This window comes from Bifidobacterium sp. A11 (assembly GCF_000499185.1).
Lineage (GTDB): Bacteria > Actinomycetota > Actinomycetes > Actinomycetales > Bifidobacteriaceae > Bombiscardovia > Bombiscardovia mizhiensis.
In genome coordinates this window covers 177,063-194,062 of the sequence record NZ_AWUO01000001.1, presented here as the reverse complement: position 1 = coordinate 194,062, position 17,000 = coordinate 177,063, and the positions used below count along the sequence as shown (strand labels likewise).

The following is a 17,000-nucleotide window of genomic DNA, read 5'->3' as shown; positions in this document are numbered from 1 at the left end:
CCCTAGGCGGCAAAGTAGTCCACTCCCGACTGGAAGAGCGGCTGTGTATGTTTTCCGGGCACGTTGAGATACAGGTCGGGGCCGCTGCGTTCCGTGTGGCCCATCTTGCCCAATACCCGGCCGTCCGGGCTGGTGATGGCTTCGACGGCCATGTCGGATCCATTGGGGTTGACCAGTGGATCCATGGAGGGACGACCCTGCTCGTCCACGTACTGGGCGGCCACCTGTCCTCGGTCGATCAGGGTGCGCAGGAGGCCGGGCTCGGCCACGAACCGCCCTTCCCCGTGGCTGATGGGCATGGTGTGTATCTCACCCACCCGGCAGGCGCTCAGCCAGGGGGAGCGTGTGGAGCTGATCCGGGTGTGGACCAGACGGCTCTGATGGCGGCCGATGGCGTTGACGGCCAGGGTGGGATCCTCAGGTGAGCCGGTGACGATTTTGCCGTAGGGAACTAGGCCCAGCTTGATCAGCGCCTGGAAGCCGTTGCAGACACCCAGAACCAGCCCGTCCCGGTCCTGCAAAAGCTCCTGGAGGGCATCGGCAACCTGGTTCGAACGCAGGAAGGACGCCACCAGTTTGGCCGAACCGTCGGGCTCATCGCCACCGGAGAAACCTCCGGGCAGCATGAGTATCTGGCTGCTGCGGATGGCCTGGGCCAGACGACGGGAGCTCTCGGTCACGTCCTCGGCATTCAGATTGCGGATGACCACGGTATCCACCTGGGCTCCAGCGTCCCGGAAGGCCCGGGCGGAGTCGAACTCGCAGTTGGTTCCCGGGAAGACGGGCATGACCACCCTGGGATGTGCGGTCTTGGAAGTCCCCTTGGATCTGCGCGCAGCAGGCCTGCCGGGCTCACGGTCGGTGCGGCCAATGGTCGGCACCGGGTCGCCATGGCCTCGGTATGGGAAGATTGATTCCAGACCCTTGGCACGGATTTCCTCGAGTTCGGCCAGGTCCAGATCCTCGCTGCCGCAGCGCAGGCGGTAATCCTCACGGGTGTGCCCCAGAAGGTGCAGATGCAGACCGGAATCCTGAATAAATAGGGGCTCCGGACCAGAGGCCTCCAGGATGAAGCTTCCATAGGCGGGACGGAAGAGCGCTGATATAGCAGTGTTTGCTGCCATATCCAGCCCGATCTTGTTGCCCAGGCACATCTCCGTCAGGGATTGGGCGACGCATCCGTAGCCTGGAGTGGCAGCCGCATCCACCAGGCCCTGGCTGATCAGCGTCTCCACCTGGTCCATGACGGTCCGCAGGCTCTCCGGATCGGGCAGCAATCCGTCCTCCTGGTAATCGGGCGCCAAGAGATAGACCTGGCGGTCCGCTGCCTTGAATTCAGGGGAGATAGCATCCTTGGCCTGTCCCAAGGCCACGGCGAAGCTGATCAGGGTGGGCGGCACATCCAGGTCCTCGAAGCTGCCGGACATGGAGTCCTTGCCACCTATGGCACCCACGGAAAGATCCAGCTGGGCCTGGAGGGCTCCCAGGACGCCGGCCACCGGCAGGCCCCAGCGCCGGGGGTCGTCGCCGGGCTTGGGATAGTACTCCTGCAGGCTCAGGTGGGCCCGGGAACGGCTGAAGCCAGAGGCGACCAGCTTGGCCAGGCTCTCGACCACGGCCAGGTAGGCTCCGGTGTAAGGGTCCTGGCTGCTGATCCAGGGGTTGAATCCCCAGGCCATGGCCGAGGCGGTGGTTGTGTGCCCATCCACGGGCAGCTTGGCCACCATGGCCTGGGCCGGTGTCAGCTGTCGGGCTCCGCCGAAGGGCATGAGGACGGTGCCTGCACCGATGGTGGAGTCAAACTGCTCAGCCAGACCCTGCTGGGAGCAGACATTGATGTCCGCAAGCAGGGCCCTCATGCGTGCATCCAGGCTGCCTTGGACCTCGAATGGGGCATGGTAGGGAGCGGGAACCGCCACCTGGGCATCGGCCTTGTGAGGAGCGCCGTTGGAGGACAGGAAGGATCGGGGGATATTCACGATGGTCTCTGACCGCCATGTCATCCGCAGCCGGGGTTCTTTGGTGACCTCGGCGATGACGGTGGCCTCAAGGTCCTCTTGCCGGGCGTAGTCGATGAAGGCGGGCGCATCTTCGGCAGCCAGGGCCACGGCCATGCGCTCCTGGCTCTCGGAAATGGCGATTTCAGTCCCGTCCAGCCCCTGGTACTTGAGCGGCACCCGATCCAGGTTCACGTTCAGTCCGTCCGCCAGCTCGCCTACGGCCACAGCAACGCCGCCGGCTCCGAAGTCATTGCAACGCTCAATCAGCCTGGCTGCCTCCGGGCGACGGAAGAGGCGCTGGAGCTTGCGCTCCTCAGGGGCATCGCCCTTCTGCACCTCGGCTCCGCAGCGTTCCAGACTTTCTTCGTTCTGGGACTTGGAGGCTCCGGTCGCGCCGCCGATTCCATCGCGGCCGGTTCTTCCGCCCACCAGGATGATCAGATCGCCGGGTGTAGGCCGACGGCGGATCACATGGTCGGCCGGGGTGGCGGCCACTACAGCGCCCACCTCCATCCGCTTGGCCGCATAGCCGGAGTGGTAGATCTCCCGAACCTGCCCGGTGGCCAGCCCGATCTGGTTGCCATAGGAGGAGTAGCCATCGGCTGCCTGACGGACGATCCGGCTCTGGGGTAGCTTGCCCGGCAGAGTCTGATCCAGGGGCTGCCGGGGATCCGCTGCCCCGCTGACCCTCATGGCCTGGTAGACGTAGCCCCTTCCGGACAGGGGATCACGGATGGCTCCGCCGATGCAGGTGGCGGCACCGCCGAAGGGCTCGATCTCGGTGGGATGGTTATGGGTTTCGTTTTTGAAGAGGAAGAGCCAGTCTTGATCCTGGCCGTCCACGTCGACTTTGGTCCGGATAGTGCAGGCGTTGACCTCTTCGGACTGGTCCATGTCGTTCAGGATGCCGCGCTTCTGCAGGTACTTGGCTCCGATGGTGCCCATGTCCATCAGACATTCCGGCCGGTCCTGACGGCCCAACTCTGCGCGAATGGCCCGGTAATGCTCCAGCGTGGCGCGAGCCCGGGGGTTGTCCGCCTCGATCCGCTCCAGCCTGGTGTTGAAGGTGGTGTGCCGGCAGTGGTCGGACCAGTAGGTGTCGATCACCTTGAGCTCGGTCAGGGTGGGGTCGCGCTTCTCTTGACGGTAGTGGTCCCGGCAGAAGCGGATATCCGGCAGATCCATGGCCAGATCCAGCTTGTCAATCAGCGCTTCAAGTTCAGGATCGTCCAGATCGCGGAACCCGTCCAATACCGGCACTGGATCCGGATTGTCATCAGGCATGGCCAGGGTCTTGGGCTGCTCCAGCCCTACCACCCGTGAGTCGACCGGGTTGACCAGGTAGTTGCGGATGGCCTCGATCTGCTCGGCATCCAAATCACCCTGGAGCAGGTAGACGGTGGCCGTGGCCACTAGGGGTCGGGCACCCTGGCCCACCAACTGGACACACTGGGCTGCGGAGTCGGCTCTCTGATCGAACTGACCGGGCAGGGGGGCCACAGCGAAGAGCATGGGGGAGTCCAGCGGCGGCAGGTCATCGTCGCCCTTCATGCGTAGGGCTTCCTCCAGTCGGGTGGCTACCAGATCGGTCTGGGGCTGGGCAAAGACCGTGGGCAGGCAACGTTTGAAGAGGTCTTCGTCGATGCCTTCCAGATCGTAGCGGTTGAACATGCGCAGGCCGGTCAGCCCTTGAACGCCTGGCAGGGTGCGCAGCTGTTCGGCAAGCCTCTCGGCGGCCTGGTCGAAGCCCCGCTTTTTCTCGGTATAGACACGGAAGAGCACAATGGATCCTTTCGCGATGGACTGGTTGGGGACCAATGAAAAACCCGGAGGCGATATGCTCGCTTCCGGGTTCACCGATTCAGCTGTTCGATTGGCTTTCGCGCTCCTCCAATTCGGTCAGCCCATCCAGAATGGTTTGATAAGCCGGAATGATGCTGCCTAGGTCCCTGCGGAAGATGTCCTTGTCCAGGTGGGTGACCTGGCCGTCATTATTGTTGCCAATCGCCCAGAGCCGGCAGGTGTCGGGGGTGATCTCGTCGCCGAGAAGGATGATGCCCGATCCGGTCTTGCCCATTTCGATCTTGAAATCCACCAGCTCCACGTTGATGGCGCGGAAGATGCTGGTCAGAGCCCCGTTGATCTCTCGGGTCTTTGCTGCGATGATGTCCAGATCCTGCTCAGTGGCCAGTCCCAGGGCCAGAATGTCGTCCCGGTTGATAAACGGATCATCCAGGGGATCGGACTTGTAGAAGAACTCCAGTACCGGCTGCTTCAAGGTCGTGCCTTCCGCAACCCCGTACCGCTGGGCGAAGGAGCCTGCGGCCCGGTTGCGCATGACGATCTCCAGCGGGAACATATCCAGCCGACGATTGAGCTGTTCGGTATCCGAGATGCTGCGTACGAAGTGGCTGGGGATACCCCGGCGGGCCAGCAGGGAGAATATCACCGTGGTGATCCTGTTGTTCAGTCTGGCCTTGCCTTCGATATTGGCCTTCTTGGCCCCGTTCCCCGCGGTGGCCTGGTCAGTGTACTCAACCCAGAGTATGTCCGGATCATCCGTCTCGTACAGTTTCTTGGCCTTGCCTTGATAGCGCATTCCCAACTTTTCCACTGTTCGCCTTCCTCGAGTTTGTTGCGAATTGGAAACTTCTGCACTGCTTGGGACACGACCACCATAGCAAGCCCGGGTTACATCCCTGTGCCCACCCGGGGTTTCAAATCGCGGACCACCGCTTCGGCACGTTCGGTGGCTGTCTGCAAATCTGGCCCCAAGGCCAGGGCCACGCCCATGCGGCGTAGACCATGCACTTCGGGCTTGGAGAAGATGCGCAGGTCGGTGCCAGGGTGGTCCAGGGCCTGCGGCAGGCCCTGGAAGCTGACCGGTCCCTGGCCTCTGACCAGGATGGGTCGGCTGACCGCGCAGGTGCCCTCCGGCAGATTCAGGGCCAGATCCTCCTGATGGACGGGAATGCCCAGGATGGCCCGGGCGTGAAGGTCGAATTCAGTCAGGCGTTGGGAGATCATGGTCACCATGCCGGTGTCATGGGGGCGCGGGGCCACCTCGTTGAAGAGCAGCGAGCCGTCGCGCAGGACGAAGATCTCCACTCCGTAGATCCCCCAACCGGTCTCCCCACTCTGGCGGGCCAGAGAGGTCATGGCCTCAACCAGCCGGGTGGCCATGCTCCGTGCCTGCTGCAAGATGTCGGGATTCAGCGCCGCCGGTTGCCAGGAGAGCCGGTAGTCCCCGTCCTCCTGCCGCTGGCCGATGGGCGTGCAGGTGGCCACGCCAGCCGAGGAGGCCACGGTCAGAACAGTCAGCTCGTGGGCCAGGGGGGCCAGAGCCTCCACAATGACCTCGGCCTTGCCCTGGTGCTTGGTGGCTGCCCGGCCCTGGGTCAGAGCCGAATTCCAGGCTTGCGACAAGCCCTCCTTGCTCCGTACCAGGGTCTGTCCGTGACCGGAGGAGCTCATCAGGGGTTTGACCATGCAGGGGTAGCCCACCTGGTCCGCCGCGCTGGCCAGCTCTTCGGGAGAGTCGGCGAATCGGTAGGGGGTAGTGGGCAGGCCCACCTGCTCGTGGGCGAAGACACGCAGGGCCCGGCGATCCATGCACATGGCCGCCAGGGGGGCGGCAGGCACTACCTGGATGCCCTGTGCCGCGGCCTTGGCCAGGCGGTCAGTGGCAATGGCCTCCACTTCAGGCACAATCAAATCGGGCTGGACTTCTCCGATCAGGTCCTCCAGAGCCTTCGGATCGCTCATCTTCACCTGGTAGCCGGCATGGGCCACCTGGGTGGCCGGTGCGCCAGGGTAGGAGTCCGCTGCACCTACCCAGGCACCCAGCCGCATCAGGCTGATGGCAATCTCGCGGCCGAGTTCGCCGGCACCTAGGAGAAGGACTCGTGTGGGTCTTGGCCCCAGGGGAGAGCCGAACGGTCGCTCCCCGGGATTGATGGTGTTGATAATCCGCTGCTGACCGGATGCGCTCATACCCATATTCTGCCACCGACCCATCGACCAAGCAGGCCGGTTATCGATACATGCCTATAAACGACATCTATAGAGGCCTTCTTGTCCACTGGCCGCTGGGACGATTACCATGTCAGGCAGTCGACCAGGGAAGGCGGGAACGTGAGCGAGCGGACACCGGCGGTGCGGATGGAGCACCTGACCAAGACCTATCACAGCGACGACGACGAAGACAAAACGGCACTGGCCGACATCAATCTGACCGTCGAAACTGGGGATATTTTTGGCATTATTGGCCTGAGCGGGGCGGGCAAGTCCACACTGGTCCGCTGCATCAACGGGCTGGAGGACTATGATTCGGGCAGTGTTAAAGTCCGTGGCCGCGAGGTCAAGGATCTGTCTCCGGCCGAGTTGAGGGACTTGAGACGTCGTACCGGCATGATCTTCCAGCACTTCAACCTGATGCCCTCCAGGACAGTGGCCGACAATGTGGGCCTTCCTCTGCGAGGGAGCGGCCGCGACCGTGCGTCTCGACGGGCCCGTGTGTCCGAACTTCTGGAATTGGTGGGACTGACCGAGCTGGCCGACCATTATCCGGCCGAGCTCTCCGGCGGCCAGCAGCAGCGGGTGGCCATCGCTCGCGCCCTGGCCAACGAGCCGGATATCCTGCTCAGCGACGAGGCCACCAGCGCACTGGACCCGACCACCACACGCTCCATTCTTCAGCTGCTGCGTGACCTGCACGACCAGCTGGGCATCACTGTGGTCATGATCACCCATGAAATGTCGGTCATCAGGCAGATCTGCAACCGGGTGGCGGTCATCGACCAGGGTGTCATCGTGGAGCAGGGAAGGGTCTTCGATGTCTTTGCAGACCCCAAGGCTCAACTGACCAAATCCTTCGTGGCCACCACCTCCAACCTGGACAAGGTCAAGGATCTGTTGGCCGCCGATTCGCCCCTGGTGGCCCTGGAGCCCGGGCAGATCCTCATGCGCATGTCCTATGTCTCCAAGGAGGTCTCCGAGGCTCTGGTCTCCACCATCAGCCGTCGCTACAACCTGGACGTCAACATCATCTTCGGCGACATCGACGTGGTGGAGGGTGCGCCCCTGGGAGGACTGGTAGTCAGAATGGGCGGCGATCCTGAAAATATTCGCCAGGCCATGGAATACCTGCGCTCGCGCAACATCGGAATCGAGGTTCTTAAGTCATGACGTCCCTGCTTACCACCTGGTTCCCCAACGTCATGAGCCGGCTGCCGGAGTTCTTCAGCAGCATGGTTCAGACCCTGGTCATGGTCGGCGTCTCCGGGGTGATCTCCTTCCTGCTGGCTCTGGTCATCGGGGTGGGACTGATCATCAGCCGACGTGACGGCATCCGTCGCAACGGCCTGGTCTTTACCATTCTGGACAAGCTGATCGACCTCTTCCGCTCCATCCCCTTCATCATCCTGGCGGCAGCCCTGGTGCCGGTGACCAGGATGCTCATGGGCACGGCCATCGGGCCCAAGGGGGCGATCTTCCCGCTGGTCGTGGGCATCACCCCCTTCTTCTCCCGGCAGATCGAGTCGGCTCTTGCCGGTCTGGATCCTGGGTATGTCGAGGCGGCGGAGTCCATGGGCATGACCACCTGGCAGATCATCTGGCATGTCTACCTGCGTGAGGGCATCCCCTCCATTATCCGGGTGACCACCATCACCATCGTCAGCCTGGTGGGCGAGACCGCTACCGTGGGCATCGTGGGCGGCGGCGGGCTGGGTGACTTCGCCATCCGCCTGGGCTACCAGCGGTCCATGAACGACGTGACCATCGCCACCATCATTGTGCTGGTCATCTTCATTGCCCTGATCGAACTGTTCGGCCGGCTTCTGGCCGAGGTCGTCGAACACTGAGCAACTCGGGAAAGGTCAGATTATCGTGGTCGGTCGTAGTCGCGTCGGCAAAAAAAACAAAGCCAAGGTCCAGCTGGCGGCGCTCAGCCTGGTCATCGTCCTCCTGCTGGCGCTGGTGGTCGGTACCGATGTCCGTCTGAACCAGGTGGGTGCCGATGTCAAGGTGGTCAAGGTCGGTGTCATCGGCAGTTCGGACGATCAGATCTGGAAGGCCGTCCAGGCAGAGCTGGATCGGCGGGGTGAGCACATCAGGATCGAGCTCAAGCCCTTCCAGGACGCCATCTACGTCAACCAGGCCACGTCCAACCGCGAGGTGGACTTCAACGCCGCCCAGCATTACGCCTACCTGGAGGACGATGTGAAAACCAACCACTACCAGCTGGCCGTGCTTGGCAATACTTACATCTCGCCCATGAACCTCTACTCGCAGCGCTATGCCAAGCCATCACAGTTCCAGGACGGCGACCGGGTGGCCATCCCCAACAACGCCACCAACATGGGCCGTGCCCTGAAGGTCCTGGCCGATGCCAAACTCATCGGTCTACGCGACCCCAAGGCCACCAACCCGCTGCCCGAGGATGTGGTGGACAACCCCAAGCATCTGAGTATTGAGCAGGTGGATCCGGCCGGCATCCTCAATCTGCTGCCCGACTATGCGGGCGGGGTCACCAATGCCAACTTCGTGGTCGATGCAGGTCGCAGCGTGCACGATGCCATCCATGAGGTTCCCTACGATCTGCAAAACCCGGCCAACAAGCCTTACATCAACATCATCGTCACCACCAAGGATCAGCGGGACAACCCCACCTACGCCGCAGTGGTACGCGCCTATCATTCCAAGCCCGTGGCCGACACCATCGTTCGGGTCTACAAGGGTGCCTGCCTGCCGGCCTTCAAGGTTTCCTGATGTGGTAGGTTCCAGCAATGAAGGAGGACGGATATGAGCACCAGAAGAACCAGAGCCAAGCGAGAGCTGGCAGCTGTCTCGGTCGTCATCCTGGTGGTCGCCGTCCTGATGGGCGTGGCCTATGTCAAGGTCAACCAGCCCGAGCGCGGCCAGCGGGAGATCAGCATCGGCCTGGTGGGCGATGCCGATGAAGAGATCTGGAAGGCCGTTCAGCACGAGTTGGACCAGCGCCGGGCCGGCATAAAAATCAAGCTCCGCTCCTTCCAATACGGGCGTTACGCCAATCAGGCGCTGTCCAACGGGGAGATCGACCTGAATGCCTTTCAGCACTACGCCTTTCTGGAGCAGGAGTCCAAGCAGCACGGGTACCGGTTCGCAGCCATCGGCGACACCTACATCTCACCCCTCAACCTCTACTCAAAGAAGTACAGGAGCGTTGACCAGATTGGCTATGGCGAGCGTCTGGCCATACCCAGTGATCCCATCGATCTGGGTCGATCCCTGAAGGTTCTTGCCAGCGCCGGGCTGATCGGTCTGCGGGACCCCAAGGCCACCACGCCGGTTCCAGAGGACATCGTCGACAATCCGCGTGGGCTGGTCCTGGACCAGGTCGATCCACCGGGAATCGTCAAGGTCCTGCCCGACTATGCGGCCGGCATCACCAACACCAATTTCATCCTTGATGCCGGCATGAAAATCCAGGATGCCATCTACCAGGTGCCCGGTGATCTGAAATCGCCAGCTAATCACCCCTATGTCAACATCATCGTGGCCAGGCAGGCCGACAGAAACGACTCCGCATACAAGGCCCTGGTCTCCGCCTATCACAGCCGATATGTGGCTGATGCCATCAACCGCTACTACCGTGGGGCGGCCGTCCCGGCCTTCTCCTACTAATAGTGGGTGCAATCGGGTCGTCGCCCTTTTTGGTCCGGCCCAAAGCTGCTAATGATGAACAGCAGGGGGAAGGCTGATGAGGGATCGTGGTCGCCTGACGCTGGCCCTTGTTCTGGACTCCTTTGGCAACAGGGGCAACGGGACTTCCAACTCCGCCATCCAATACGCCCAGGGTCTGGAAGCGCTGGGGCACCGGGTCCGCCTGGTGGGGGTGGGCTCGACCGAGTATCCGGCGCGAGTGCATCGAATTCCTCTGGTTTCTCGTGTGGCGGCCAAACAGCAGATGAGCTTCGCTCGTGCCGATCCGGAACTTTTCCGAAGGGCTTTTACCGGTGTTGACCTGGTCCATATTTATGAGCCCTTCGCCTTCGGCCGGGCCGCCCTGTCACAGGCCAGGTCCATGGGCATACCGGTGACCGCCGGGTTTCATATTCAGCCTGAGAACATCACTTATTCCGCAGGCCCATTGCGCCGGCTGCCCGGGGTGGATGCGGCCATCTACCGGCTCTTTCGGTTCTGGCTCTACGACCATGTCGGGCACATCCACGTTCCCACTCAGCTGACGGCCGACCTGCTGCGCTCGCATGGGTACAAGGCCCGTCTGCACGTCATATCCAACGGATACCAGCCCAGGTTCAACCCTGGTGACCGATACGAGCGGCGGCGATCCGGCCGGTTGATCCAGGTCGTGGCCTCTGGCAGGCTGGCTCGGGAAAAGGATCATCTGACCCTGATCCGTGCCCTGGCCTTGTGCAGGAACAGATACAGGATCCGCTTGACCATAGCAGGTACAGGTCCTATGGAGCGCCGGCTGAGAACGGAAGCCGCCCGGCAGCTGGCCGGCATGCAGGTTTCGATTGGATTCCATCAGAACGCGACCATGCCTGATCTGCTCAGGCAGACCGACCTGCTGGTTCACCCGTCTATCGCGGATCTGGAATCCGTCAGCGTCCTGGAGGGGATGGCCTGCGGCGCAGTCCCGATCATCGCCCAGTCTGATCTGAGCGCCGCAGGACACTTCGCCCTGACGCAGCACTCGCTCTTCCCGGTCGGCAGGGCCCGATCCCTGGCTGAGCAAATCGATTGGTGGATAGACCATCCTGATGTCCTAGCAGTCTGGTCTAGACGCTATGCCGAACATGCCAAGGAACACTACTCTCTAAATACCTCCGTCAGGGCCTTTGCCCATATGGCTGTGCAGGCCGTCAGCGATCAAGAGCCGGACCAGGTGCAGTCTAACCTGGCTTAGATTTCCTGCTTGGATATGATCAGAGCCGACCCGAAGATAGCCACCAGGACCACGCCCACGGATACTCCGGCATAGATCCAGACCTGATCGGCCGTCAGAGTGTTCAAGACAATCTGTTCGCCGAACCCGACGAAGTCGAAGTATTTCAGCCATTTCCATTTCGCAGTGAACTCCACGATGCCGATCAGTATGGGCCATATCACAATCACCACCGCTGGAATGACCAGGGATTTGGTAATAATCAGGAGGATAATGCCCAGGCTGATGATGACGGAGATGCAGAAGCTGACCGATAGGGTCATGACGGCCACATCCTTGCACAAAATGCCCCAGCCGGCCCCCGGTTTCCTTCCCAGGGCCAGTCCGGTCAGCAGAATAGTGATGAAATAGCACAGGGTCAAAAGGATGATGTCGATCAGGATGGTCGCGTACTTGCCGAGGATGAACTGTATGCGCGAGATGCCCGATGTCAGCGTGTTCTTCAGAGTGTGCTGGCTGTATTCCGCACCAATGACGATGACGAAGACCGCGATGTAAAAGTAGATTAGAGACGAAGCGGAGGCGACACCTGCTTGCAGGCCTGTCCTAATGGTCCAGCTTTGGCCTTCGATTTCCAACAGTTTATGAGCGTATTCTTCGCCCCCGGTGGTGATTCCTATGGTCGTCTTGCCCCATGTGGTCACTATGCCGAGTGCCACAGTGGCAATCAGCAGAATCAGCATGCCGATGGAGCGTCGCTGCCTGTAAAAGTCGGCCCTGATCTGGTTAATCATTGTTGTCTCCTAGGCTCTTGAGGGTCCTTGTTCAGCAGATCTGCGAAATATTCCTCCAGCGATCCCTTCTGCTGGCTGATCTGATTGACCAGGATACCTTCCTGAACCAGAAGTCTGTTGATGGGGCCTGGCTCCAAGTTCTCCTGCCTGATCAGAATCTGATGGTCGTCAAGGACTTGGAAGGGGCCGATTTTTCGGCGATCCAGGAGCATGGCGGCCTTGGAGCTCTGGTCCACGTCGATCAACAGTCCATTCTGATTGATCCGGTCCAGTTCATCCTTGTCTACCTCCTTGATCAGGCGACCGTGGCTGATGAACCCGAACCGGGAGGAGACCAGGTAGAGTTCGCTCAGAATGTGACTGGAGATGAGAATGGTCGTCTGGCGCTCCTTGTTGAGCCTGTCCAGGAGTGTTCTGAATTCCATGATTCCTGCCGGGTCCAAGCCATTGATGGGCTCGTCCAGAATCAGGAAATCGGGTCGGGTGAGGATGGCCATGGCCAGACCCAAGCGCTGACGCTGGCCCAGAGAGAGGTGACCGGCCCGAGTCTTGGCCTTCTCGCTCAGGCTGACGAAGTCGATGGTCTGATCGATGACCTTGTCGTCGGCCAGCCCGTGCTGGATGGCTGTCAGCTTCATGTTCTGGCTGACGGTGAGTTTTTTGAAGGCAGCCGGGGCCTCAATGATTGAGCCTATCCTGCTTAGTATCCGGCTGTTCTTGCCAATCGTGTGCCCCATCAGCCTTATGCTCCCCTTTTGTATGGGGGACAGTCCGGTGATCAGACGCATCAGGGTGGTTTTGCCAGCGCCGTTCTCGCCGATCAGCCCGTAGATCTCGCCCTTGTTTATGGAGAGGCTGAGATCGTCCAGTGCCTGGAAGCGGCCGAACCGTTTGCTGACATGGCTGATATCCAGAATGGCATCGTCCATGGAGTTCCTTTCTTTGTGTCGCTATCAGAGAATCTAAAATGCCTTTCTTAAGTGCTTGGCCAAGAAATCATTAAGAATTTCATAAATCCGATTGGGCGAGATCGGCATCGTTAGGCGGCTTCAGTAACATGAGAGTGACCTGCGAAAGGAAGAAAGTATGCCGACGATTCTGGTCGTGGAGGATCAGGAGGACATCCAGTCCCTGCTCAAGGATGTGTTGGGAGGGACCTACCGAATCATCCAGGCGACGACGGGTGCCCAGGCCTTGGCTCGCTTCCAGCAGGAGGAACCCGACCTGATTCTTCTGGATCTGATGCTCCCCGTAGTCACCGGGGACAGCGTACTCAAGGCCATTCGGCGTATGTCATCGGTGCCGGTCATCATCCTCACGGCCATCCAGGACAAGACCAGGACCGTCAGCCTCCTGGAGCAGGGCGCCAATGATTATGTGACCAAGCCATTTGACATTGACGAGCTCCGCGCTCGCGTCCAAGTTCAGCTGCGCCAATCCGGAGCGCTGAAAGCGGGCGCGGATGCAGCAGGTAAATCCGATGCCAAGATTTGTTTCCAGGGGATCGAGCTGGACCGGATGGAGCACACGGTCAGCGTTGATGGGCACCGGGTCGATCTGGCCCGCAAGGAATTCGCCATTCTTGAGCTTCTGATGGACCATCCGCATCGGGTCTTCGAGAAGGAGGACCTCTATAGGCAGGTTTGGAACCAGCCATACATCAATGCTGAGAATACTCTCAATGTGCATCTGAGCACCTTGCGGACCAGTTTGAACAGGTATGCCGGCAGTCAGCGCTACATCGTGTCGGTCTGGGGCATCGGCGTTCGCTTGGTTTGAATTCGGATGGAAGGAAGAACGATGAATAAGGGGTCGTCGGAGGTGAATCCGTGAAGGTGGTTGCACTTGTTCTGGGTCTTGTCGCCCTCGCCTTGGCGATTGGCCTGATAATGCTGACTGCCGACCTCAAGCGGATCAGTGATGATCTGGATTTCATCAACCATGCCGACACCAATGCCTTGGTAACCACAGGGTCCAATATCGGGCTCATCCGCACTCTGGCAGATAGGATCAACGCCGTTCTGAACAAGACCAGACGACTGCAGATCACCCAGGCTGAGCAGAACAAGCAAGTCCGGCAGATGCTGACCAACCTAACCCATGACATCAAGACCCCTTTGACCGTGGCCAGGGGATACGCCCAGCTGCTCAAGGAGGGATCGGCTGATCAGAAGCAATTGGGCAAGATCCTCAACAACCTGCAGTCGGTGGATCATTATCTTCATTACCTGATGGATTTCAATCTGATACAGGAGAAGAGCGTGAGCCTGGATCTGACCAGGGTGAACCTATCGGAACTGGTTCAACAGGAGCTCTTCAACGCTTTCGATTCTTTGACTGCGCGGTCAGTCACGGTGGAGCCCAGAATCCAAACTGGTGTGGAAATTACGACGGACCAGACCATGATGAGTCGAATAATTCAGAACCTGATCGGCAACTGGCTCAAGTATGCGGAGGAATCAGCCTGGGTGGACCTGCACAAGGGTGAAGACGGGCGGATTCATCTGGACTTCGGCAACAAAACCAAGGGCGGAGCCGTCGATGTGGACAGGCTCATGGAACGGTTCCAGACCGATGATCAATCACGGACCAAGATCAGAAGCACAGGTCTGGGTCTCAGTATTGTCGACTCCCTGGTGGATTCGCTGGGCGGTTCCATGAGCTTGGAATCCAGCAGGGGTATTTTCTTGGCCCACTTGCTAATGAGCGATGCTCCGCAATCGAACGCACTGTAAATAACGCAGGCTTGGGGGAACTCGGTGAGATGCTGTGGCCGGTCACGGTCTTCATGACGAGACCATGACCGGCCATCAGCGCGTGTAGGCGAAGAACGGTGTCAGTACATGAATCTGATTGTGCTTAAATCCGGTCAACGGATAAGCCGCTTCTCCGTCTACATTCGAGGGAAAATCAAGCCTTGGTGTGGGGAACTACAACAGCCCTGGCCGAGAGCTTGTTGTCGACCAGCTTGTGGTAGGCGTCCAGAGCGTTGTCCAGCGAATAGGTTTCGATCTCGGTCTCGATCTGGCCGTTGCGATACATGTTGGCCACATCGTAGAGCTCAGGGATGGAGCCCCAGTAAACGCCAAGCAGCTCCTGCTCCCAGGGCTTGGAGTACCAGTCGTATTCCGCCTTGCCGCCGGCGATGCCGACCACGGTCACCCGGGATCCCGGGCCGCCTGAAGCCTGTGCGGCAGCAATGGTCGGGGCTACACCCACGAAATCGAAGGCAGCATCCACGCCCTCGCCATGGGTGATCTTCCTGATGTTCTCCACCTGGTGCTCGTCGCTCATAACGGGAATGGCACCCTTGGCCTCAGCCTTGGCCAGAGCCTCCGGCTTGGTATCGGTGGCAATCACGGTAGCGCCGGTCAGAGCGTGCAGAATCTGAATGGCGATCTGGCCCAGTCCGCCCAGGCCAATGACCAGAGCGTACTTTCCGCCGCCGTTCAGGTGGGGCATGGCAGCCCGGATGGCGTGGTAGGGAGTCAGGGCAGCGTCAGCCAGGGGTGCTGCACCGATTGGATCCGCATCGCCCAGGGGTACCAGGTTGCGGGCAGGGACAGTCATGTATTCGGCCATGCCGCCGTCGCGACCCAAACCCAGGGCCAGTGACTTATTGGTCGCGGCGCTGGAGCAGTAGTTCTCCTGGCCGGCCACGCAGTGAGGGCAGTGACCGCATCCGGTGGGCCCATAGACGATGTAGGCATCACCCTTCTTGAAGCCTGTGACATCGGGTCCTACCTCTTCGACCCAACCAGTGGTCTCGTGCCCCAGAATGAATGGAGGCTTGGTGTGGCTCCCGGTTTCTGGGGTGTAGTCCTGGAAGACGGAGACGTCGGAATGGCAGCAACCTGCCCCAGCCACCTTGAGCAGAACTTCGCCGCTTCCAGGGGTCGGCTCCGGCACTTCCTTGAGAGTGGGGAAGGTGTTGAATTGTTCGAAAACAACGGCTTTCATAAGCTTCCTTTCATCGTTGAAGCATTTCCGCCCCCTATCCTTAGGGCGGGGATGTGTGCATCAGCATCGTTGCAATAAAAATCTTACTGAACGACAGCTTTGCACTCACCTCGGAAGTGTGTGATATGTCCAACAGTGTGGGATGAAAGCCATATGTATACAAATGCCCCTCCCTCAAAGCTGACTGGCAGAGGGAGGGGTACACACAGGATGCGGGTCTTGCCTTGGATCGGTGTGAGCGGCTTTTACAGCAAATTGATCAGAGCCTGGGTGTCCTCGACTGTCGTCGCCCAGGACGTGGCCAGTCGGATCACGGTGTGGGTGGCATCGCTGCGTTCCCAGAAGTCGAAGGCGACCTGCTTGGAAAGCTCCTCCATGCGCTCATTGTCCAGGCGGACGAAGGTCTGATTGGTGGGGGAGTCCATGACAATCTGATACCCCTTCTCTCGCAGGGCCTTCTTGACCGTCGTTGCTGTCTGGATGGCGTTGCGGCTGATGCGCAGGTAGAGGTCATCGGTAAAGAGGACATCGAACTGTACCCCTAGGAGCCTTCCCTTGGCCAGAAGGGCTCCCCTTCTTTTGATCATGGTGCTGAAATGCTCGGGAGCATTACCCTTGGGGAAGACTACCGCCTCGCCGCAGAGTGCGCCCACCTTGGTTCCGCCGATGTAGAAGACATCGCAGAGACGGGCTATGTCCGTCAGATCAACGTCGGTTCCGGGGGCCACCAGTCCGTACCCCAGCCTGGCTCCGTCCAGGTAGAGCGGAATCTTGTGTTCCTGACAGATCTGCGAGAGGTCTTCCAGCTCCTGACGGGTGTAGAGGGTTCCATACTCGGTGGGATGGGAGATGTAGACCATGCCGGGGAAGACCATCTGCTCATGGTTTTCGTCGGCGTAGAAGCCTTCCAGGAAAGCCTTAAGGTCCTCGGCGCGAATCTTGCCCTGTTCGCCGGGAATGGTCAGGACCTTATGGCCTACGGCTTCAATGGCGCCGGCCTCATGGACGTTGACATGGCCGGTATCTGCGGCGACTACTCCCTGGTAGGACTTCAGCAGGCAGGAGGTGACGACCTGGTTGGTCTGGGTCCCGCCGGCCAGGAAATAGACCTGGGCTTTGGGGCAGTCGCAGGCCTGGGCGATCTTCTGAGCGGCGGAGAGGCAGTACCGATCCTTGCCGTAACCGGGAAGGTGCTCCATGTTGGTATCGATCAGCCGCTGCAAGACTGCGGGGTGGGCTCCCTCGGAATAGTCGTTGACGAATGACAGCATGTGGGTCCTTCCGGTTCGATGATAATTGGCTCCGGACCAGCCAAGCCGATCCGGAGCCATGGTTCTGACTACAGCATAT

14 protein-coding genes are annotated in these 17,000 nt (G+C 60.3%); 7 read left to right on the top strand and 7 right to left on the bottom strand.

The features are described from left to right. Positions 1-2 precede the first annotated feature (2 nt). From P273_RS0100815 to purT, 3 genes are all read right to left on the bottom strand, one after another. Entirely contained in the window at positions 3-3,782 is a 3,780-nt protein-coding gene (locus P273_RS0100815) for a phosphoribosylformylglycinamidine synthase (protein WP_024626625.1), read from the bottom strand. Positions 3,783-3,861: 79 nt separating this feature from the next. After that, complete coding sequence (gene purC, locus P273_RS0100810) at positions 3,862-4,614, bottom strand: phosphoribosylaminoimidazolesuccinocarboxamide synthase (protein WP_024626624.1); 753 nt, start codon at positions 4,612-4,614, stop codon at positions 3,862-3,864. Positions 4,615-4,691: 77 nt separating this feature from the next. Then, a complete protein-coding gene (gene purT, locus P273_RS0100805) occupies positions 4,692-5,993 on the bottom strand; it encodes a formate-dependent phosphoribosylglycinamide formyltransferase (RefSeq protein WP_024626623.1) in 1,302 nt (433 codons plus the stop codon). 141 nt (positions 5,994-6,134) lie between these two features. Here purT and P273_RS0100800 point away from each other — a divergent pair, with 141 nt between their 5' ends. From P273_RS0100800 to P273_RS0100780, 5 genes are all read left to right on the top strand, one after another. Continuing rightward, the gene (locus tag P273_RS0100800; RefSeq protein ID WP_216476348.1) at positions 6,135-7,187 is read left to right on the top strand and encodes a methionine ABC transporter ATP-binding protein; all 1,053 of its coding nucleotides are present in this window, start codon (positions 6,135-6,137) and stop codon (positions 7,185-7,187) included. Beyond that, positions 7,184-7,864 (top strand): methionine ABC transporter permease, encoded by a 681-nt coding sequence (locus P273_RS0100795; protein WP_024626621.1) that lies wholly within the window; start codon positions 7,184-7,186, stop codon positions 7,862-7,864. The genes P273_RS0100800 and P273_RS0100795 overlap by 4 nt, the downstream gene beginning before the upstream one ends. Before the next feature lie 25 nt (positions 7,865-7,889). Then, positions 7,890-8,771: a MetQ/NlpA family ABC transporter substrate-binding protein gene (locus tag P273_RS0100790; RefSeq protein WP_024626620.1), complete on the top strand. Its 882-nt coding sequence runs from the start codon at positions 7,890-7,892 to the stop codon at positions 8,769-8,771. Between the two features lie 33 nt (positions 8,772-8,804). After that, positions 8,805-9,668: a MetQ/NlpA family ABC transporter substrate-binding protein gene (locus P273_RS0100785; RefSeq protein ID WP_024626619.1), complete on the top strand. Its 864-nt coding sequence runs from the start codon at positions 8,805-8,807 to the stop codon at positions 9,666-9,668. Between the two features lie 76 nt (positions 9,669-9,744). Continuing rightward, positions 9,745-10,917 carry a glycosyltransferase gene (locus P273_RS0100780; RefSeq protein WP_024626618.1) on the top strand — a complete coding sequence of 391 codons (1,173 nt, stop codon included), beginning with the start codon at positions 9,745-9,747 and terminating at the stop codon, positions 10,915-10,917. On the opposite strand, the gene P273_RS0100775 is transcribed toward P273_RS0100780, so the two are convergent. Both P273_RS0100775 and P273_RS0100770 read right to left on the bottom strand, forming a co-directional pair. Next, complete coding sequence (locus P273_RS0100775; protein ID WP_024626617.1) at positions 10,914-11,690, bottom strand: ABC transporter permease; 777 nt, start codon at positions 11,688-11,690, stop codon at positions 10,914-10,916. The two genes, P273_RS0100780 and P273_RS0100775, sit on opposite strands and share 4 nt — an antisense overlap. Beyond that, positions 11,687-12,619: an ABC transporter ATP-binding protein gene (locus P273_RS0100770; RefSeq protein ID WP_024626616.1), complete on the bottom strand. Its 933-nt coding sequence runs from the start codon at positions 12,617-12,619 to the stop codon at positions 11,687-11,689. Before P273_RS0100770 ends, P273_RS0100775 begins: the two co-directional genes overlap by 4 nt. Before the next feature lie 157 nt (positions 12,620-12,776). On the opposite strand from P273_RS0100770, the gene P273_RS0100765 reads away from it, so the two are divergent. Both P273_RS0100765 and P273_RS0100760 read left to right on the top strand, forming a co-directional pair. Beyond that, complete coding sequence (locus P273_RS0100765; RefSeq protein ID WP_024626615.1) at positions 12,777-13,469, top strand: response regulator transcription factor; 693 nt, start codon at positions 12,777-12,779, stop codon at positions 13,467-13,469. Between the two features lie 50 nt (positions 13,470-13,519). Then, positions 13,520-14,425 carry a HAMP domain-containing sensor histidine kinase gene (locus tag P273_RS0100760; RefSeq protein ID WP_216476347.1) on the top strand — a complete coding sequence of 302 codons (906 nt, stop codon included), beginning with the start codon at positions 13,520-13,522 and terminating at the stop codon, positions 14,423-14,425. Positions 14,426-14,600: 175 nt separating this feature from the next. On the opposite strand, the gene P273_RS0100755 is transcribed toward P273_RS0100760, so the two are convergent. Both P273_RS0100755 and P273_RS0100750 read right to left on the bottom strand, forming a co-directional pair. After that, positions 14,601-15,650 carry an NAD(P)-dependent alcohol dehydrogenase gene (locus P273_RS0100755; protein ID WP_024626613.1) on the bottom strand — a complete coding sequence of 350 codons (1,050 nt, stop codon included), beginning with the start codon at positions 15,648-15,650 and terminating at the stop codon, positions 14,601-14,603. A gap of 245 nt (positions 15,651-15,895) precedes the next feature. After that, positions 15,896-16,921 (bottom strand): low specificity L-threonine aldolase, encoded by a 1,026-nt coding sequence (locus tag P273_RS0100750; RefSeq protein WP_024626612.1) that lies wholly within the window; start codon positions 16,919-16,921, stop codon positions 15,896-15,898. Positions 16,922-17,000 lie beyond the last annotated feature (79 nt).

Bases quoted from the DNA above. Each gene is read 5' to 3' on its own strand.
- P273_RS0100755 (WP_024626613.1), bottom strand. From the start codon at position 15,650: ATGAAAGCCGTTGTTTTCGAACAATTCAACACCTTCCCCACTCTCAAG.
- P273_RS0100765 (WP_024626615.1), top strand. From the start codon at position 12,777: ATGCCGACGATTCTGGTCGTGGAGGATCAGGAGGACATCCAGTCCCTG.
- P273_RS0100785 (WP_024626619.1), top strand. From the start codon at position 8,805: ATGAGCACCAGAAGAACCAGAGCCAAGCGAGAGCTGGCAGCTGTCTCG.
- P273_RS0100750 (WP_024626612.1), bottom strand. From the start codon at position 16,921: ATGCTGTCATTCGTCAACGACTATTCCGAGGGAGCCCACCCCGCAGTC.
- P273_RS0100780 (WP_024626618.1), top strand. From the start codon at position 9,745: ATGAGGGATCGTGGTCGCCTGACGCTGGCCCTTGTTCTGGACTCCTTT.
- P273_RS0100795 (WP_024626621.1), top strand. From the start codon at position 7,184: ATGACGTCCCTGCTTACCACCTGGTTCCCCAACGTCATGAGCCGGCTG.
- P273_RS0100770 (WP_024626616.1), bottom strand. From the start codon at position 12,619: ATGGACGATGCCATTCTGGATATCAGCCATGTCAGCAAACGGTTCGGC.
- purT (WP_024626623.1), bottom strand. From the start codon at position 5,993: ATGAGCGCATCCGGTCAGCAGCGGATTATCAACACCATCAATCCCGGG.
- P273_RS0100775 (WP_024626617.1), bottom strand. From the start codon at position 11,690: ATGATTAACCAGATCAGGGCCGACTTTTACAGGCAGCGACGCTCCATC.